This is a genomic window from Arthrobacter sp. E1SS-5 (assembly GCF_057073715.1).
The window spans coordinates 663,836-681,564 of the sequence record NZ_CP172703.1 but is presented as its reverse complement, the minus strand read 5'-3'; the positions used below and the strand labels follow the sequence as shown (position 1 = coordinate 681,564).

At 67.7% G+C, this 17,729-nt stretch carries 13 protein-coding genes; 9 read left to right on the top strand and 4 right to left on the bottom strand.

The genetic code is table 11. From position 1 onward, the window contains the following. Positions 1-54: 54 nt before the first annotated feature. Genes ACIGJD_RS03335 through ACIGJD_RS03325 form a run of 3 tightly spaced genes read left to right on the top strand, consistent with a single transcriptional unit; the run spans position 55 to position 3,520 of the window. Positions 55-843: an ABC transporter ATP-binding protein gene (locus tag ACIGJD_RS03335; protein WP_483688293.1), complete on the top strand. Its 789-nt coding sequence runs from the start codon at positions 55-57 to the stop codon at positions 841-843. Next, on the top strand, positions 840-2,876 hold the full coding sequence (locus ACIGJD_RS03330; protein WP_483688292.1) for a YhgE/Pip family protein: 2,037 nt from the start codon (positions 840-842) through the stop codon (positions 2,874-2,876). The genes ACIGJD_RS03335 and ACIGJD_RS03330 overlap by 4 nt, the downstream gene beginning before the upstream one ends. After that, a complete protein-coding gene (locus ACIGJD_RS03325) occupies positions 2,873-3,520 on the top strand; it encodes a TetR/AcrR family transcriptional regulator (RefSeq protein ID WP_483688291.1) in 648 nt (215 codons plus the stop codon). Before ACIGJD_RS03330 ends, ACIGJD_RS03325 begins: the two co-directional genes overlap by 4 nt. 571 nt (positions 3,521-4,091) lie before the next feature. Here the strand turns inward: ACIGJD_RS03325 and ACIGJD_RS03320 are convergent. Then, positions 4,092-5,093, bottom strand: coding sequence for an EamA family transporter (locus tag ACIGJD_RS03320; RefSeq protein WP_483688290.1), 1,002 nt, complete (start codon positions 5,091-5,093; stop codon positions 4,092-4,094). 72 nt (positions 5,094-5,165) lie between these two features. Here ACIGJD_RS03320 and ACIGJD_RS03315 point away from each other — a divergent pair, with 72 nt between their 5' ends. After that, complete coding sequence (locus tag ACIGJD_RS03315) at positions 5,166-6,077, top strand: LysR family transcriptional regulator (protein ID WP_483689417.1); 912 nt, start codon at positions 5,166-5,168, stop codon at positions 6,075-6,077. Positions 6,078-6,100: 23 nt separating this feature from the next. Here the strand turns inward: ACIGJD_RS03315 and ACIGJD_RS03310 are convergent, their stop codons facing one another. The 3 genes from ACIGJD_RS03310 to ACIGJD_RS03300 all read right to left on the bottom strand — a co-directional run bounded on the left by ACIGJD_RS03310 (position 6,101) and on the right by ACIGJD_RS03300 (position 9,435). Then, positions 6,101-6,628, bottom strand: a complete 528-nt coding sequence (locus ACIGJD_RS03310; protein ID WP_236801049.1) for a SixA phosphatase family protein — start codon at positions 6,626-6,628, stop codon at positions 6,101-6,103. Positions 6,629-7,019: 391 nt separating this feature from the next. Continuing rightward, positions 7,020-7,886 (bottom strand): winged helix-turn-helix domain-containing protein, encoded by an 867-nt coding sequence (locus ACIGJD_RS03305; protein WP_483688289.1) that lies wholly within the window; start codon positions 7,884-7,886, stop codon positions 7,020-7,022. Between the two features lie 574 nt (positions 7,887-8,460). After that, entirely contained in the window at positions 8,461-9,435 is a 975-nt protein-coding gene (locus ACIGJD_RS03300) for a hypothetical protein (protein WP_483688288.1), read from the bottom strand. A 252-nt stretch (positions 9,436-9,687) separates the two neighbouring features. On the opposite strand from ACIGJD_RS03300, the gene ACIGJD_RS03295 reads away from it, so the two are divergent. The 5 genes from ACIGJD_RS03295 (at position 9,688) to ACIGJD_RS03275 (ending at position 17,647) form a co-directional block, all read left to right on the top strand. Continuing rightward, a complete protein-coding gene (locus tag ACIGJD_RS03295) occupies positions 9,688-10,428 on the top strand; it encodes a response regulator transcription factor (RefSeq protein WP_142131170.1) in 741 nt (246 codons plus the stop codon). A gap of 12 nt (positions 10,429-10,440) precedes the next feature. After that, positions 10,441-11,919, top strand: coding sequence for a sensor histidine kinase (locus tag ACIGJD_RS03290; RefSeq protein ID WP_483688287.1), 1,479 nt, complete (start codon positions 10,441-10,443; stop codon positions 11,917-11,919). A gap of 80 nt (positions 11,920-11,999) precedes the next feature. Beyond that, positions 12,000-13,418, top strand: a complete 1,419-nt coding sequence (locus tag ACIGJD_RS03285) for a bifunctional glycosyltransferase family 2/GtrA family protein (RefSeq protein WP_483688286.1) — start codon at positions 12,000-12,002, stop codon at positions 13,416-13,418. After that, the gene (locus ACIGJD_RS03280; protein WP_483688285.1) at positions 13,415-15,547 is read left to right on the top strand and encodes an ArnT family glycosyltransferase; all 2,133 of its coding nucleotides are present in this window, start codon (positions 13,415-13,417) and stop codon (positions 15,545-15,547) included. The genes ACIGJD_RS03285 and ACIGJD_RS03280 overlap by 4 nt, the downstream gene beginning before the upstream one ends. Positions 15,548-15,553: 6 nt before the next feature. Further along, on the top strand, positions 15,554-17,647 hold the full coding sequence (locus tag ACIGJD_RS03275) for an ArnT family glycosyltransferase (protein ID WP_483688284.1): 2,094 nt from the start codon (positions 15,554-15,556) through the stop codon (positions 17,645-17,647). Positions 17,648-17,729: the final 82 nt, after the last annotated feature.

Genomic DNA, 17,729 nt, shown 5'->3' with positions numbered 1-17,729 from the left:
TGACCAGTCAGTTCGGTTAGCCTTATTGCAGACTTCTTCTGCGAAAGGCAAGCCTTGCTCTCAGCACGCCAGCTCCATGCCAAAGGACGCCGGGACCCGCTGCTTCCGCCCACCTCGCTGGCGGTCGCCCGCGGTGAACTCCTGCTCGTCGTCGGCGAGCGCCAGGACCAGCGGACCGCCCTGTCCCTCCTGCTCAGCGGCAGGATGAAGGCCACGGGCGGAGACGTCACCTGGGACAACAGCCCGCGGACCAAGCAGCTACGGCTGGCAGCGGCCCTGGTGGATTCCCCCGGGGTGAACGAGCCCGAGGAACACCTCAGCGTGCGCGACCTGGTGACCGAGGACCTGGCCCTGATACCCCGCCTCTACCGGGGGGCGTTGCTCAGCGGACCGTGGCTGAAGGTCAACCGGTTCGAGGACATCGCGGACCTGTGGACGGAGCAGCTGGAACCCCGGCGGCGGCTTGAGCTGTTGACGGCACTGGCCCTGGCCAATCCGCGCACCGACCTGCTGGTGGTGGACTCCCCGGACCGCCACAGTGCAGACGCGCTCACCTGGTTGCCGCGCCTCCAGGAGCTGGCGTACGACGCCGGGCGGCCGCTCGCCGTCGTTGCGGCAGTCAGCGCCGTCCCCGCCTGGTGGGACGGCCCGGTTGCCGCAATCGGCAATGACGCGCCCGCCCCTGCCCCTGCCGGCCCTTTCGACGGCTCCGACCCGATCGACGACGACCACGCCGACGACGACACTGCCTCCGCCGGCAGTCATCCCGGCAAGCACTCCGCAGAAGCCGGGCAGGACCCGGAACACACCCAAACCACACTCGAAACCGAGGTTGCCAAGTGACTGTCCTGCGGCTGGCCCGCTCCGAACTGAAGCGCATGACCGGCGGACTGCTGCCAAAGCTGACCATCCTGGCTCTGGCCATGGTTCCGCTCCTTTACGGCGCGGTCTACCTCTACGCGAACTGGGATCCCTACGGGCACCTGAACAACCTGGATGCCGCCCTGGTGGTGGAAGACTCCGGCGCCACAGCTGCGGACGGCGCCCGGCTGGAGGCCGGGGCCAAAGTGGCGGACAGCTTGGTGGACGGCAACGTGTTCCACTGGATTCCGGTGGACAGCTCCGCGGAGGCCGATGCAGGCGTCAGGAGCGGGCAGTACGCCTTTGCACTTCGGATCCCCAAGGACTTTTCCGCCAACCTGGTGTCCCCGGGCAGCTTCGACTCCGCCAGCCAGGCGATGCTGAACGTCACCACGAACGATGCGAACAACTACCTCCTGAGCACCATCGTGGACAAGCTGACCACTGCCGTGCACTCCACGGTGGCCAAGGAGGTGGGCGAGGAGACCGCCAACCAGTTGCTGACAGGTTTCGGCACCATCCACTCCAAGATGGTCCAGGCCGCGGACGGCGCCTCCCAACTGGCCGACGGCGTGGCTACGCTCAGGGACGGAACGGTCACCCTCCACGACGGGACTTCGGCCCTGAGCAGCGGTGCGGACCAGCTGTACGCCGGCCAGCTGAAGCTCCGCGACGGCGCCAACCAGCTAACAGACGGCGCGGGGCAACTGAGCAGCGGCCTGGCAGCCCTCAAGGACAAGACAGCCAGCCTGCCCGCAGACACCCAACGGCTCGCTTCCGGCGCCGCCCAGGTAGCGGCCGGAAACGCGCAGCTCAACGCCAAGGTCCAGGACGTGGCCGCCCAGCTGGACGCCGCAGACCAAGGCCTCCGCTCCCGGGTAGTAGAGTCCAACAGCAGGCTGGTGGCCTCCGGCGTCCTGACCCAGGACCAGGCCAATAAGGTCCTGGCAGACTTCGATGCGGCAGCGGCTTCCAGCACCGTGGCAACGGCCAAGAGCAAAATCCAGACAGACGCCGCCCAGGTCCAGCAGCTGGCCGACGGTTCACAGGCAGTCAGTGCGGGCGCCGCCCAGCTCGCGGCGGGCATGCCGGCACTCACAGGTGCCATCGGGCAGGCCTCGGCAGGGGCTGACCAGCTGCACAGCGGCGCCGCAGCGCTGGCAGCCGGTGAGCAGTCCGCCGTCGACGGCGCCGCAGGCCTTGCCGATGGCGCTCACAAGGTGGACGCCGGCGCCGCCCAGGTCTCCGACGGTGCGGCGCAGGCAGGCACGGGCTCGCGGACGCTGGCCGACGAGATCGGAAAGGGCGCGGGGCAGGTCCCCAACCCCAACGATGCCCAGAAGGGCAACCTGTCCCAGGTGATGGCCGATCCCGTAGCGGTCAGCAACGTCTCCCAGGCCAAGGCCGGGTCCTACGGCGCCGGCCTGGCACCGTTCTTCCTCACGCTGGCCATGTGGATCGGAATCTTCATGCTGGTCCAGGCCATGCGTCCCATCACGCAGCGGGCACTGGCGTCCAATGCGCCGTCGTGGAAGATTGCCTTGGGCGGCTGGCTGCCCTTCTTCCTGGTCTCTGTGGTCCAGGCGTCGCTGTTGACCCTGGTGGCGGACGTGGCACTGGGGCTCAATCCGGCCCATCCGGTCCTGATGTGGCTGCTGATGCTGGCCGCGGCCATGGCGTTCAGCGCCCTGATCCAGGGCATCGTGGCGCTGCTGGGCTCCCCCGGTAAGCTGGTGGTGCTCATCCTCCTGGTGCTGCAGCTGGTGTCGTCGGGCGGCACGTTCCCGTGGCAGACCACGCCGCAGCCGCTTCACGTGGTGCACCAGGTCCTGCCTATGGGGTACGTGGTGACCGGCATGCGGCACCTCATCTATGGTGGGGACCTGTCCATGATCCTCCCCACCCTGGCGGGCCTTGTGGGTTACACCCTACTGGGGGCGGTCCTGTCCACGCTCGCGGTGCGCAAGAACAAGTACTGGACGCTTAAGACGCTGAAACCGGAGATTGCAGTATGACCACTGAACCCAAGGCCGCTGCCAAAAGCCTCCGCCCGGCCAGGACGAATGCCACCCGCCAGAAGCTCTTCGATGCCTCCATGGAACTGATCGGCGAGCGCGGGGCGGCAAGCGTCACGGTCGATGAGATCGCGGCAGCCGCAGGGGTTTCCAAGGGCACCGTGTACTACAACTTCGGCAGCAAGTCCGAGCTGATCGCGCAGCTCCTGCGGCACGGCGTGGACATCCTCAAGGCGAGACTGCTCGAGGCCGCCGACGCCGAAGGAGCGGGCAGCGACCCGCTGCTGGCCATGGAGGCGATGATCGGGCAGGCCATGGATTTCATGGCGGAGTACCCTTCCTTCGCCCGCCTCTGGGTAAGTGAAAACTGGCGGATCCCCAGCGAGTGGCAGGGCACCTTTTCCGTCCTGCGCGGGGAGCTTCTGGCAGTCATCGGCCAGGCCGTGGAGAAGGTGGCCGGGGCTTACCCGGTGGATGATTCGGTGTCCCGGGGCAGCCTGGAGACGGCCATCTTCGGCGCCTGCTTTGTGGTGGGCCTGGACCGGCAGACGTACAACCCCGAGCGCACCCGTGACCAAAGTGTTGCCGCAATCATGGCCATCATGCGCGGCTACGTCCTGAAGGGGCCTGCTCCTCGGGGATGATGGAGCACATGCGTCATACGGGAAAGAGCGGAAAGTTTGCGGTGATCTGCGGTGTGGTCGCTGCGGGGCTGCTGGTGCTCACCGCGATGACCCTTGCCGAGCCGGTGTTCGTCGCATTCCTGGGTGTCCTGGCGCTGGCCTACCTTGCCGCGCTGGCCGAGATCCTGCTCCGGCGGCGGCGCTTTGCCCTGCTGGCCGCAGGGGCCGGGACCGCGCTCGCCCTTGGCTTTTCCCTGGCGTTCCTCAGCACCTGGGAGTTGGCATTCGACGGCCAGTCCTCCTTCCTGGGCACCCCGCTCCCCACCCGCGACCCCGACAACTACTTCATCGGCGCTGCCGGCGCCCTTGCGGCCACCTTCGGCGTCCTCTTCCTGGGAGCCTTGTGGCCGGGCAAGGGACGGACGACGGCGGCGCGCAGGCCTTCACCCGCAGGGCGCGGGACTTCTCCTGCAGCACGCCCCGCGGCCAGGGGAACTGCCCAGGGCCAGGGCAGGCCAGCGGCTCAGCGCCCGCGCCCGCAGGCCGCCCCGCGCAGCGCGGCTCCGCGCAGCGGTGCCCAGGCAGCCACCCCTCAGCGGCCCTCCGCTTCACGTACCCCGGCCGGTGGGCCCGCGGCCGCCGCCAAGCGCCCGTCGTCGGCATCCCCTGCGGCCAGGCCGGCACCCAGGTCCGGCAGCGGCTCCGCCACCCGCCGCTGACGCCGACTGCCTGCACTGGTCAGCACCGCCGTCGCCACGCCACCCAGCAGGAGCAGCCCGCCCGCCATTTCCGTTGGCGACGGCACCTCCGCAAGGACCAGCCAGGCGGCGCTCATGCCCACCACCGGGACCAGCAGGGTGAAGGGGACAACGGCCGACGACGGGTGGCCGGCAAGGAGCCGGTTCCAGATTCCGTAGCCCACCAGCGAGGCGAAAACCGCGGTATAGAGCGCGCTGATGACGGTGGGCGCCTGGAGGGTGGACAGTGAGCGCCACACGGTATCCGGCCCGTCCAGCAGTAGGGACAACCCGCCCAGCGGGAGTGGAACCACGGCGCCGGACCAGACCACCAGCCCGAGGCCCGAGGCTGCTTTGGCCCTGCGGACGATGACATTGCCAGCTGCCCATGACAGGGCCGCGGCCAGGACGATGACCAGCGGCAGCAGCGGGGCCACGGCGCTGCGCCCCACGGCCACGAGTGCGAGGCCGGCGACGCCGAGCACCACTCCCGCCAACTGCCTCCGGCTGGGCCGTTCGCCCAGGAAGGCGGCAGCGAGGAGGACGGTCAGCAGCACCTGCGCCTGCAGGACCAGCGACGCAAGCCCTGCGGGCATCCCCAACGCCATGGCCAGGTAGAGAAGACCGAACTGGCCGGCACTCATGAACAGTCCGACGCCGATGATGGCCTTCCAGCTGACGTCCGGTTTCCTGACGAAGAAGATCCACGGGACCACCACCAGGACAAAGCGCATGGCAACGAACAGCAGCGGCGGGAAGTCCTGCCCGCCCGCGTGCAGCCCGATGTCAATGGCAACGAAATTCAGGCCCCAGAGCAGGGCGACGAGGACGGCAAGGAGGGAGTCTCGCAGGTTCACGCTTCCACTGTCGCAGAGCGGCGGATGAAGCACCAGCGCTCGTTTATGCACTTGATCATGTACCTTTACTTCATGATCGACATCGGCTCACTCCGGGCACTGGCAGGAATTGAGCAGCACGGTTCCGTCATCGCTGCCGCGGAGGCCATGGGGTTCAGCCCCTCGGCCGTCTCCCAGCAGGTGAAGAAGCTGGAGAAGGAAGCGGGCTTCGCCGTCCTGGAGCGCCGCGGACGCGGGGTCCTGCTCACGGAGCGCGGACTCGCACTGGCGGCGTATGGCCGCCGCATTTTGGCTGAACTGGAAGAGCTGCAGTCCACCCTGTTGGCAGACCCTGCGAAGCCGAGCGGCAGCCTGAAGATCGTGGCTTTTTCCACCGCCTGCCGCGGGCTGGTAGGCCCATTGCTGGCACGGCTGGAGCAATCCGGCGCGGCGCTGAGCGTTGCCGTCCTTGCGGAGGATCCGCGCGAGGCTGTGGCGCGAGTTGCGAACGGCGAGGCTGACCTTGGCCTGGTGCACAACTGGAACTCAGTGCCGCTGGTGATCCCGGAACACCTGGCGCTGGAATGGCTGTGTGAGGACGTGGCTGATGTCCTGGTTCACCGCAGCCACCCGTTGGCGCAGCGGCCGGAGGTGGAACCGGCCGAGCTGGTTGATGAGAAATGGATCAGCACTCCGGGCGGGGCGATCTGCAATGAGGCTTTGCTCCGCATCTTCGCCGATCTGGGACGCGTGCCGGACATCCGGGTTTACGATCCCGACTTCGCCACGCACGTCGCCTTGGTGGAGCAGGGAGTGGCGGTTGCCCTCGTTCCCCGGCTGGGGCGGCCGGCGCTGCCGCCGGAGGTTGCTGCGGTACCCGTGGTCAACCCAGTCCAGGCCCGCCAGGTGGGACTGGTCCACCGCAGGACCATGACGGCCAGCCCGGGGATCCGGCACGTTGCCGGACTCCTGCGCGAAATCGCCGCCAACGTGCCTGGTGCCTAGTGGACGCCCCGCCTAACGGTGCCTTAGTGTGCGCGGGGAACTGTGAAGCGGGTGATCCGGGCGTCCTGCCCGTCCAGTTCCGCCCACGGCTTCTCGGTTTCAAGGACCGTCAGCGCGTTGGTGGGGAAACGGGTGGCCGCGTCCATGTAGGCGTCGTGGTCGGAGTCCCGTGAGGCGAGGTGCATGGCCAGGTCCTGGACGCCCGGCAGGTGCGCGATCAGCATCAGCGTGGTCACCGTGTCCGGCACGTGGTTGACCACGGTGAGCATCCGTAGGGCTGACGCCGCGTAGAGGCCGTCTTCAAGCTTGGGCGTGGGGGCCTTGTCGCCGAGTTCCGAGCAGACCCACGTACAGGTTTGCCGGGTCCGCAGGGCACTGGAGCACAGGATGAAGTCCGGAACGATGTTGTGCTTCAGCAGCCATCGGCCGGCCAGCGGAGCTTCCCGGTGCCCGCGCTCCTCAAGGGGCCGCTCATGGTCGGCCACCCCGCCGGGCCAGTCGGCCTTGGCGTGGCGCATGATCACAAGGCGTCGGACATGGTGCGAACTCATGGCCCAAGCCTAGCCCCCGCAAGCGCAGCCAAGGACAGGAGGGAACAGCAGACACGGCCGTCACGGAGAGCACGCTTTCAAGTGCAGGCAACGAGACAAGGCCCGCGAAATCAGGGGGCAGCTACAGTCAAGGCTCCCAAAGCGTGCCCACAGTGACGCGAGGACAAGCAGCCGCGGAGGCACAGTGCTTGGAGAGGGCCGTCTTAACGCCGGAAGGCGGCATGTCCCGACAGCGCCGTTGTTGCGTTGGGCCCACGCCGCCAGGGTCCCTGGCCGAGCTTGCGAGGCGAGGGTGGCGGTGGGGAGGAACGAGCGCAGGCGCCGAAGGATGCCTCGCGAGAGCGAAGGCGACCAGTTCCACGGGAACAGGTCGCCTTCGTGCGCAAGAGACTTAGATCGAGTACTCCGGAGCGGCCCAGACAACAACTTCCGGGTGCTCGTAGAACCGGTAGCCCTGGCCGCGGACGGTGCGGACGGTGTTGGCGAGGCGGCCCAGCTTGGAGCGGAGGCGGCGGATGTGGACGTCGATGGTGCGCTCGTTGGGCACTTCTTCGGCGTTGCGCCACAGTCCTTCGAGGAGTTCGTCGCGGCCCACGGTGCGGGTGCCGTTCTCCACGAGGTAGTTGAGGAGTTCGAACTCCTTGAAGGTGAGGTTGAGGGATTCGCCGTCGAGGTGGACTTCGCGGCGGGCAAGGTCGATGAGAACGCCGGACGGGCGCGGTTCCTGCTGCTGGGCAGGACGGGGGGCCTCGGTGCGCTGGCGGGAGTTGACGGTGGGGTCGCCGAAGGTGGAGCGGACGACGTCGAGCGCGGAACCGGGGGTGCCGGCGGGGGCCACGGCCACGGCGGCGTAGCTCTCGGCGCCGGAGACCAGCGACTGGGCGTAAGCGCGGATTTCCTGCGCGAGCTTGGCGATGGAGGTGCCGGCTGCGGCTGCGGTTTCCTCGTCGATGCCCATGTAGAGGACGAATCCGCGGGCCACGTTCTCATTGGCTACCGGACGTACGGCGTTTGGTCCGGCAATTACCGGGGTAGGGGCAGTAACGGGAGCGGACTCAGCGGGGTGCACGGCGCGGAGCTGGCCATAGGAGTTGGGGTTGTATCCCTGCGGGGCGAAACCCTGGCCGGGAAAGCCGCTTCCGGAGGTGGAGGGAGCGAGAGCCTGCCGCGGGCCGAAACCGGGACGGAGGCCCGAGGGCTGCCCTGCCTTGGCTGCGTTACGGACAGAGATGTGGACGTATCCGGATGCTACTGACATGGAATGCTTACCTCAATGTGAAATGGCCGTCTTCGCGGCTCGAATGCTGACTTCCCCGATTGCACAGAGCGGGGAGGGGCGCCCGACGCTGGGCTTGGGGGCGAATGCCTAAGAACTTCGGAGGGTGGGAAGGTCAGGCGTGCATTCGACAACAGCGCATGTCGGCAGCAGCGGATGTGCTGGGCCAATATTCTGCGGCTGCAGGTGCTGTTGAGTTCTTGTTCACATTGGAAGTGTGCAGCGTAACAATGCCAACTTGCAAGTAACAATGGACCGAAGGGTCCGCATTGTGAGACAAATCCGGAAATTGTGGTCGATGTCACTAGTTCGGCAGCGGGCTTATATTTCGACTCTTATCCGGCAGAACAGCCCAAGCGGACCCCATCTCGAAATATTATTCGCGAACAGACGGCAACGCCGAACAGCATCGAAATTCAATCGTTTGACGTGGAATCGTCCACCGCAGGGTAGCCCGTGTCCAGCCCTCGTCCTGCCCCCGGCGGATTTTCTGCTGAAAATCCTCCGGCCGGAGGCAGGATGAGCGGGCGTGACGGCGGGACCCATTGTCCCGCCCTTAGTTACTGCTGGTTCCCGGGTTGGGAATTGTTGCAGTGCCGGCTGCTGCAAGCTGGATGGTCTGGGCGGTGTAGGTGTCCGCATTCTTTAGGGCCGTGATGCGGACAGTCGCTCCGGTGGTCACGCTGGAGAGGCTGAACGTGCTGCCGGTGGAGCCGCCGCGCTGCCGCATCCCCTGTGTGACCTGGACATCGCTGCCCACAGCGTAGGTCCGGGAAAAACCGTCCTCGCTCTTGACTGTCAGGGAGGTTGCCGAAATCTCCGTCACGGTGCCGGTTTGGCCCGCCATGGTCACGTAACTGGAGTCCCGCAGCACCACGTATTCGGAGTGGACCGCTGCATTGAGGCCTGCTCCGCCCATTCCCAGTCCACCGGGACCGCCGTCCAGCCCCATGCCGCCATCCATGTCGCGCCCGGTCCCGCCGCCGTCCGTGCCGGTTTGGCCACCCGGGCCGGTCATGCCGCCTTGCCCGTTCATGCCGCCTTGCCCGTTCATGCCGCCTTGCCCGCCGGAACCGAACTGGCCATTGGCACCTGCGCCCAGGCCGTTGTTTGCTGAAGCAGCAGTGGAACCGTTTCCGGCGGCGTAGGCGCCGGCACCGGCTGCGGCGGCAACTACCACCGCTACTCCACCCACCAGCAAACCCTTCTTTGCAGTCCAGCTTCCCTTCCCGGTCCGCGGCGAACCGTTTGGCGCGTACGGCTGCGGCGCGCCCCACCCTGTGCCGGGGCGCTCACGGCCGGCTGCCGGCGTCGTGCCCCATCCTGCGGAAGGCGAACCGGGAACGGGCGCGCCCCAGCCCTGTGCAGGCTGCTGCGAAATCGGCTGGTACGTGGCATGGTCCGGAATGTCGTTGGCGTGGTTGGCCGGGGCGTCGTTGGCGTGGTCGGCCGGCGCGCCGCCCCACACGGGTGCCGGCTGCCCCTTCTGTGCTGACGCGTCGGGGACGGCTGGGTTGTCCTGCTGATCCATGGCTTTCTCCAAGAATTGATTTGGTGGTGATGGTGGTGGTGCTGCTGTCCTGTTGTTCGATCAGGTTCTGCCGGTTTGCTGTGCGGCGCCTGTGCCCCAGGCCAAGCCTGCCTGTGACCTGGAGGCACAGGCCCGGTCCGGACGAAACCCCGGTTCCGTGTGCTGGAGGTTCCCGCTGGCTAGGCTGGAGCTCACAGCTGGAACACAGCAACGGCAAAGCATCGGCAAACCGGCAGATCGGAGGGTTGTCCCATGGCATCCCCGCACCCCATGACCAACAACCTTCCGCAGCTCACCCACCCCGACGGCTCCCCCATCCGCGCCCTGGTGGTGGATGACGAGCCCAGCCTGTCCGAGCTCATGAGCATGGGGCTGCGCATGGCCGGGTGGTCGGTGGCCGTGGCCGGGGATGGGCCCACCGCCGTCAAGCTGGCCAAGGACTTCCACCCGGACGTCCTGGTGCTGGATGTCATGCTCCCCGGGTTCGACGGCGTAGAGCTGCTGGGCAGGATCCGCGCCTTTGCCCCGGAGGTGCCTGCGCTCTTCCTGACGGCAAAGGACGCCGTCCAGGACCGCATCGTGGGGCTGGCCGCCGGCGGGGACGACTACGTCACCAAGCCCTTCAGCATGGAGGAAGTGCTGCTGCGCCTGCACCGCCTGGTGCAGCGCTCCGGGGTGGCCGCCATGGACACCGCTGAACTGGTGGTGGGCGACCTGGTGCTTAACGTGGACACCCGGGAAGTCACCCGCGCCGGGGAGGAGATCCAGCTGACGGCAACCCAGTTCGAGCTGCTTCGCTACCTGATGGAAAACCCCAAGCGCGTGGTCAGCAAGGCCCAGATCCTGGACCACGTGTGGGACTACGACTTCGGCGGCCAGGCGAACATCGTGGAACTGTACATTTCCTACCTGCGCAAGAAGATCGAAGCCAACCATCCGCCGATGATCCACACCGTGCGCGGGGCGGGCTATGTCATCAAGCCCGCAGACTAGCCAAGGAAAAGCATGTCATCGCTTTCCGGTGTCCCCCGGCCTGCCGGCCGGTCCTGGTTCAACCCCTCCACCTGGCACCTCCGCACCCGCCTGATCCTGCTCTCCATGGCGCTCCTGGTGGCCATCTCCGGTGCGATCGGCGTGGTCAGCTATGCCTCGATGGACGTGGTCCTCACCAATCAACTGGATGCGCAGCTGAAGCTGGCGTCCCGCGGCCGGCCGCCCGAAGGCAACCCGTCCGGCCGCCCCGATCCACTCGACGCGCGCGGGCAGAGTGTGGGAACGCTGAATGCCCGGGTGGTGAACGGGCAGGTCAGCAGGGAGGCTGGCTTCCTTTCCTCCGACTTCACGCGGACATCCTTGACCTCCTCTGATGTTGCCACCCTGCAGGCACTCCCCCACGATGGCCTGCCGGTTGACCGCGAGCTGTCCAACGGCGACTACCGGGTGCTGGCCACCCAGACCGCGTACGGCGATGTGGTGATCACGGGACTGCCGCTGTCGATGAAGCAAAGCACCGAGGCCTCACTGGTGCTGACCATGGTGCTGGTCTCGCTGGGCGGCCTGGTCCTGATCGGGTTGGCCGGCACGGCCATGATCCGCAGGACCATGCGGCCACTGGAGCAGCTGTCGGACGTCGCCACCAAGGTTTCCAAGCTGCCGCTGGATGCCGGTGAGGTGGCGCTGGCCGTGCGCGTGCCGCCCTCCGCCGCCCATCCCACCACGGAGGTGGGCAGTGTGGGCCATGCCCTGAACCTGATGCTGGACAACGTCTCCAGCGCGCTGGAGGCCCGGCAACGCAGCGAGATGAAGGTGCGCCAGTTCGTTGCCGACGCGTCGCATGAACTTCGAACTCCGCTGACCGCCATCCGCGGCTACACCGAGCTTATGCGCATGACCGAACACCTTACTGAGGACGGGCAAAAGTCGCTGGGCCGCGTCCAGAGCCAGTCGGAGCGTATGACCGCGCTGGTTGAAGACCTGTTGCTGCTGGCCCGCCTGGACGAGGGCAAGGCAACTGAAACCACGGATGTGGACCTGACCCAGCTGGTCATCGAAACCGTCAGCGACGAGAAGGTCATGGCCCCGGACCACACCTGGCAGCTGAAGTTGCCCGACGAACCCGTCACGGTCCGCGGGGACACCACCCAGCTGCACCAGGTGCTGGCCAACCTGCTCTCCAACGCCCGGAAGCACACGCCGGCGGGCACCACTGTAACTACGGGCGTGATGCTCTCAGCAGACGGGAGTGTGGTGGTCACGGTCACCGATGACGGCCCGGGTATCCCCGCCGAATTCCAGGGCAGCATTTTCAGCCGGTTCACCCGCGCGGACACCGCCCGCTCCGGATGGGAGGGGTCATCAGGCCTGGGCCTGTCCATTGTTGAATCCATCGTTGCCGCGCATGGCGGCACCGTGGAACTGGTCTCCCGGCCCGGCAGGACCGAGTTCGCCGTACGCCTCCCTGCCGCGGGGCCGGCCAGGACCTAAAACCAGGGGAGCAACACTTACACAGGCACGTCACAGGTTGTGCCTAAAGCCCACAAATCCGGCGGCGCCACTCTTGATTCATGACGCTCACCGACTCCACTTCAGGAACCCTGCAGGACGCCGCGGTGGCGCCGCCGGGCCCTCCTTCTGCCCGCCTTCCATCCACTGGCCTTCCATCCCGCGGGCGTGCCGTACGCCGCGCGCCCGTCGACACCAGGACCGCTGTCCCCGTCCTGGATGTCACCATTCCCGTCTTCAACGAGGAACGCGACCTTGAGGAATGCCTCCGCAGGCTCCACAACCATCTGCACGATTCCTTCCCGCACAGCTTCCGGATCACGGTGGCGGACAACGCCAGCACAGACGGGACACTGAAGATCGCCGAACGGCTGGCGCGTGAGTTCCCTGAGCTCGCGGTGGTCCACCTCGACGAGAAGGGCCGCGGGAATGCCCTGCGCAAGGTATGGCTGGCGTCGCCGTCGCCCGTCCTGGCGTACATGGACGTGGACCTGTCCACCGACCTTGCCGCCCTGCCCCCTCTGCTGGCACCGCTGATCTCGGGGCACTCGGACCTGGCCATCGGCACCCGCCTCACCCGCAACTCCCGCGTTGTCCGCGGCCCCAAGCGGGAGTTCATCTCGCGCAGCTACAACCTGATGCTCCACTCCTTCATGGGTGCCCGGTTCAGCGACGCCCAGTGCGGCTTTAAGGCCATCCGTGCCGACATCGCCCAGCAGATCCTGCCGTACACCGTGGACAATTCCTGGTTCTTCGACACCGAGCTCCTGGTCCTCGCCGAGCGCTGCGGACTGCGGGTCCATGAAGTTCCCGTCGACTGGGTTGACGACCCGGATTCAAGTGTGGACGTGCTCCGGACGGCGCTGGCGGACGTCCGGGGCATGGCCCGGCTTACCCGGGACCTGGTGTACGGCCGCATCCCGGTACCGGAGCTGCGCGCCGCCCTGGCGCGGGGTCCGCTGCCGGCGTCGTCGCGGGAAGACGAACAGACCCGCGGCAGCAGCCTGTTCGGCCAGTTGGTCCGGTTCGCCGTGATCGGGGCCGCCTCGACCCTGGCCTACCTGCTGATCTTCCTGTTCTGCCGCGGCTTTATGGACCCGCAGCTGGCAAACTTCCTGGCGCTGCTGATCACGGCGGTGGCCAACACCGGAGCGAACAGGCGCTTCACCTTTGGCATCCAGGGCGGCAATCCGGTCCGGCACCACTTCGAGGGGCTGATAGTTTTCGGCATTGGCCTGCTGCTCACCTCCGGAGCGCTCGCCCTTGTGCACAGTACGACGACGCCCGACCGGTGGGCGGAAGTGCTCACCGTAGTGGCGGCGAACCTTGCGGCCACGGCAGTCCGGTTCCTGTTGTTCCGGCTGTGGGTCTTCCGGGACCGGACGACGCCCCCGGTACCGGCCGGTCCCGGCAGCACCGGTTCCGACGCCACTGCTGAAAACATCACGGCAACCACTTCCACAGAAACGGCAGCATCATGACCTCCACCATTTCCCCGGCAGGCGCAGGCTCCACCGCCGTACCCCAGCACCCAGCCGCAGGCCCTGCCGAAACAGCGAACCCGGTACCGCGCAAGCCAATGCCGCGCTGGACCCGCCACGCCTTCGGCAACCAGGCCCACTGGGTGCGGCCCTCCGCGGCGGGGCTCCTCGCAGCCACGGCCGTCCTGTACCTGTGGAACCTTGCAGCAACCGGCTACGGCAACTCCTTCTACGCCGCGGCCATCCAGGCCGGCACCAAGGACTGGACCGCTTTCCTCTTCGGCTCGCTCGACGCCGGAAACGCCATCACCGTCGACAAGCCGCCCGCGGCACTGTGGATCCCCGCGCTCGCTGGCCGGATCTTCGGCTTCTCGCCGCTGAGCATGCTGGTGCCGGAGGCACTCATGGGTGTGGCCGCCGTCGGGTTCCTCTACCTGGCCGTGAAACGAGTTTCCGGACCGGCGGCTGGGCTGCTGGCAGGCGGCGCCCTGGCGTTGACGCCGGTGGCGGCGCTCATGTTCAAGTTCAACAACCCTGACGCAATGCTCACCCTGTGCCTGGTCCTGGCGGCGTACTTCACCACCCGTGCCATCGAGCGGGCCGGCTGGAAGTGGCTGGTGGCGGCCGGAGCGGTGATCGGGCTGGCGTTCCTCACCAAGATGCTCCAGGGTTTCCTGATCGTCCCGGCGCTGGGGCTCGCCTACCTGTGGGCGGCGCCCACCTCGATCGGGCGCCGCATTGCCCACCTGCTGGGCGCCCTGGGCGGAATCATTGTGGTGGCCGGCAGCTATGTGGCGCTCTTCCAGCTCACTCCCGCTTCAGAGCGCCCGTACATGGCCGGCTCCACCACCAACAGTTTCCTGGAACTGACCTTCGGCTACAACGGCCTGGCCAGGATCACTGGTTCCGGCGAAGGCATGCCCGGCGGCGGAGCGGGAGATGCTGCAGGTGCGGCAGGTGGGCCCGCTGGCTTCGGCGGCGGCAACTCCGGGTTCGGCGGGGCTGCCGGCCTGCTGCGGATGTTCGGGACGAGCTTCGGCGGCGAAGTGTCATGGCTGTTGCCCGCTGCCCTGATCCTGCTGGTGGCGGGCCTGTGGTTCACCCGGCGTGAAGCCCGCACTTCCCCAAGCCGCGCGTCCCTGATCCTGTGGGGTGGCTGGCTCCTGGTCACTGCGGGTGTCTTCAGCTTCATGAGCGGCATCGTCCACCCCTACTACTCCGTTGCATTGGCACCGGCCATCGCGGCCCTGGTGGGCATCGGTGCAGTGGAGCTCTGGCGCGGCCGCGCATACTGGCCTGCCCGCATTGTCCTGGCGGTGACCGTCCTGGGCACCTCGATCTGGTCCTCCGTCCTCCAGGGCCGCGACGCATCATGGCTCCCCTGGCTGCGCGTGGCGGTCATCATCCTCGGTGTCCTTGCCGCCGCGGCAATCCTGCTCCGCCTCGACGCGCTGGGCACCGCCGGACGGTTCCGACGCGCCGGGGCCGCCGCCGTCGTCGTGGTATCCCTGCTGGCGGGCGGGCTTGGAGCAGGTGCCTGGACCGTGGCCACTGCTGCTTCCGCGCACTCAGGCTCCATTCCGACGTCGGGGCCCGCGGGCTCGGCGGGCGCTTTCGGTAACCGGGCCGCAGGCTTCCGGGGCGACCGGACCGACGGCAGGAACTCCGCCACGGACTCTGCCACCGGAACCGACGGACTCGATCCCATGAATGGCTTTGGCGGTGCACCGGACGGCGGCGCGGACGGTGCCGGTGGTCCCGGTGGTGCGGGCGGTCCCGGTGAAGGAACCCCCGATGCCGCTGTGACTGCCCTGCTGAAGGCCACCAGCACAAAGTGGTCGGCGATCGTCTCCGGTGCCAGCCAGGCGGCAAGCCTGGAATTGGCCACGGACACCAACGTCATTGCCTTGGGCGGCTGGAACGGCGGCGACCCGTACCCCACTCTGGCCGAGTTCCAGGACATGGTGGCCAAGGGCCAGATCGGCTACTTCATCGAGGGTGGCGCCGGCGGCATGGGCGGAGGGCGCATGGGTGGCCGGGGCGGCAACTCCGAGGTGGCCGCCTGGGTCCAGGCCAATTTCCAGGCCCAGACCGTGGGCAGCTCAACCGTCTACCAGCTCACCAAGTAGGACACCATGGCCAGCCAGCACACCATCCCTGTAACCACCGCAGTCCGCACTGGAGGGAATCCGCTGGTGCGCCGGGAGGGGTTCGCCCTCCGCGACGGCGAGGCCTTTCGCCGGCGGCTGGAACTTGCAGCTGTGCTGGCCGGTACGGCCGTGCTGTACCTGTGGAACCTCGGGGCGTCCGGCTGGGCCAACGCGTTCTATTCCGCCGCAGCCCAGGCCGGATCGCAGGACTGGGCAGCGTGGTTTTTTGGTTCCTCCGACGCCGCGAATGCCATCACGGTGGACAAGCCGCCGGCCTCCCTGTGGATCATGGGGCTGTCAGTCCGCATCTTTGGCCTGAGCTCCTGGAGCATCCTGCTCCCCCAGGCGCTGATGGGGGTTGGGGCTGCCTGGCTGCCGTATCTTGCGGTGCGTCGGGCCGCAGCGCCGGCCGCCGGTGAGGTTCGGCTCGCGCACCGGGCAGGACTGCTGGCGGCGGCAGTCCTTGCCCTCACCCCGGTGGCCACGCTGATGTTCCGGTTCAACAACCCGGACGCCCTGCTGGTGCTGCTCATGACTGCCGCCGCGTACGGGGTCCTGCGCGCAGTCCAGGAGGACCGGCTGCGCTGGCTCCTGCTGGCCGGGGTTTTCCTGGGCTTTGGGTTCCTGGCCAAACAGCTGCAGGTCCTGCTGGTGGTTCCCGGATATGCCCTGGCCTACGCGGTGGCAGGCCCCTCCGGGATGCGGCGGAGGCTGCTCCGGCTGGTTGCCGCGGCGGCAGCCATGGCAGTTTCCGCCGGGTGGTGGCTGCTGGCCGTGGAACTGACCCCGGCGGACATGCGGCCTTACATTGGCGGGTCGCAAAACAACTCCATCCTGGAACTGACCCTGGGCTACAACGGGCTGGGCCGGTTGACGGGCGACGAAACGGGCAGCGTAGGCGGCGGCAACGGCTGGGGTGTTCCGGGCCTGTTGCGGATGTTCAACAGCGAGTTCGGCGGGCAAATTGCGTGGCTGCTGCCGTCAGCCCTCATCCTTGCGGCGGGGCTGATGTGGGTGGGGCGACGGGCCCCGCGGACAGATGCCGTCCGCGCTTCCGTCATCATTTGGGGTTCGTGGGTCCTGGTGACGGGCCTGGTGTTCAGCTTCATGGCCGGCATCATCCACCCCTACTACGCGGTGGCACTGGCGCCGGGCATTGCGGCGATGGCCGGTTTGGGCAGCGTTCTGCTGTGGCAGCACCGCCGGGAGGCCGCTGCCGGCAGCTTCCTGGCTGCAGCGGTGGCCACGGCAGCCCTTATGGCCTTCTACCTGCTGGGAACCACATCCGCCTACGGCCCATGGCTGCGCTGGCTGGTGCTCGCCGGAGGTTTGGCTGCCGCAGCAGGTATCGGGCTCAACAGGTTCCTGCGCTTGCGTTCCATGCAGCGGACGACGGCGGCCCTCGCCATCGCTGCGTCGCTCGCCGGGCCGCTGGCTTACTCCGTCACTACAGCGGCGACGGCACACAGCGGGGCGATCGTGAGTGCAGGGCCAGCCTCCGGCTTCGGCGCAGGCGGACGCGGGCCGGGAGGCTTCAGTGCGGCCGGCCGAAACACCTCCGGACGGGGCACGGGGCAGGGCCCGCGGCAAAGCTTCCCCGGACAGGGCTCCCAGCAGGCCAACCCCGGCGGGCCCGGCGGGACAACCCCAGGCGGAGCCGGGGTTACTGGCGGGACAAGCCAAGGCGGAGCCGGGTTTGCAGGCGGTCCCAGGGGCGGCATGGGCGGTCTCCTCGGCGCACCCACCCCGTCGGCGGATCTTGTGGCCGCGCTCAAGGACGGCGCCTCCAATTACACGTGGGCAGCAGCGGTAGTGGGCTCCAACAATGCCGCCGGGTACCAGCTGGCAACGGAACTGCCGGTGATGGCGGTGGGCGGCTTCAACGGCACCGACCCCTCCCCCACCCTGGCGCAGTTCCAGGACCTCGTGAGGCAGGGAAAGATCCACTATTTCATCAGCGGCGAAACCATGCGGTCCACCTCCGGTTCGGATGCTGCCGCCCAGATCGCGCAGTGGGTGTCGGAGAACTTCACTCCGCAGAGCATCGGCGGCACTACTCTCTATGTCCTCGGAAGCTAACTACAGGTTCTGGTGTACGCAAAGTAACGATCGGAACTGACCCCCCGAGCAAACAGGCGCGCAGGAGATAGTGACATCCGTT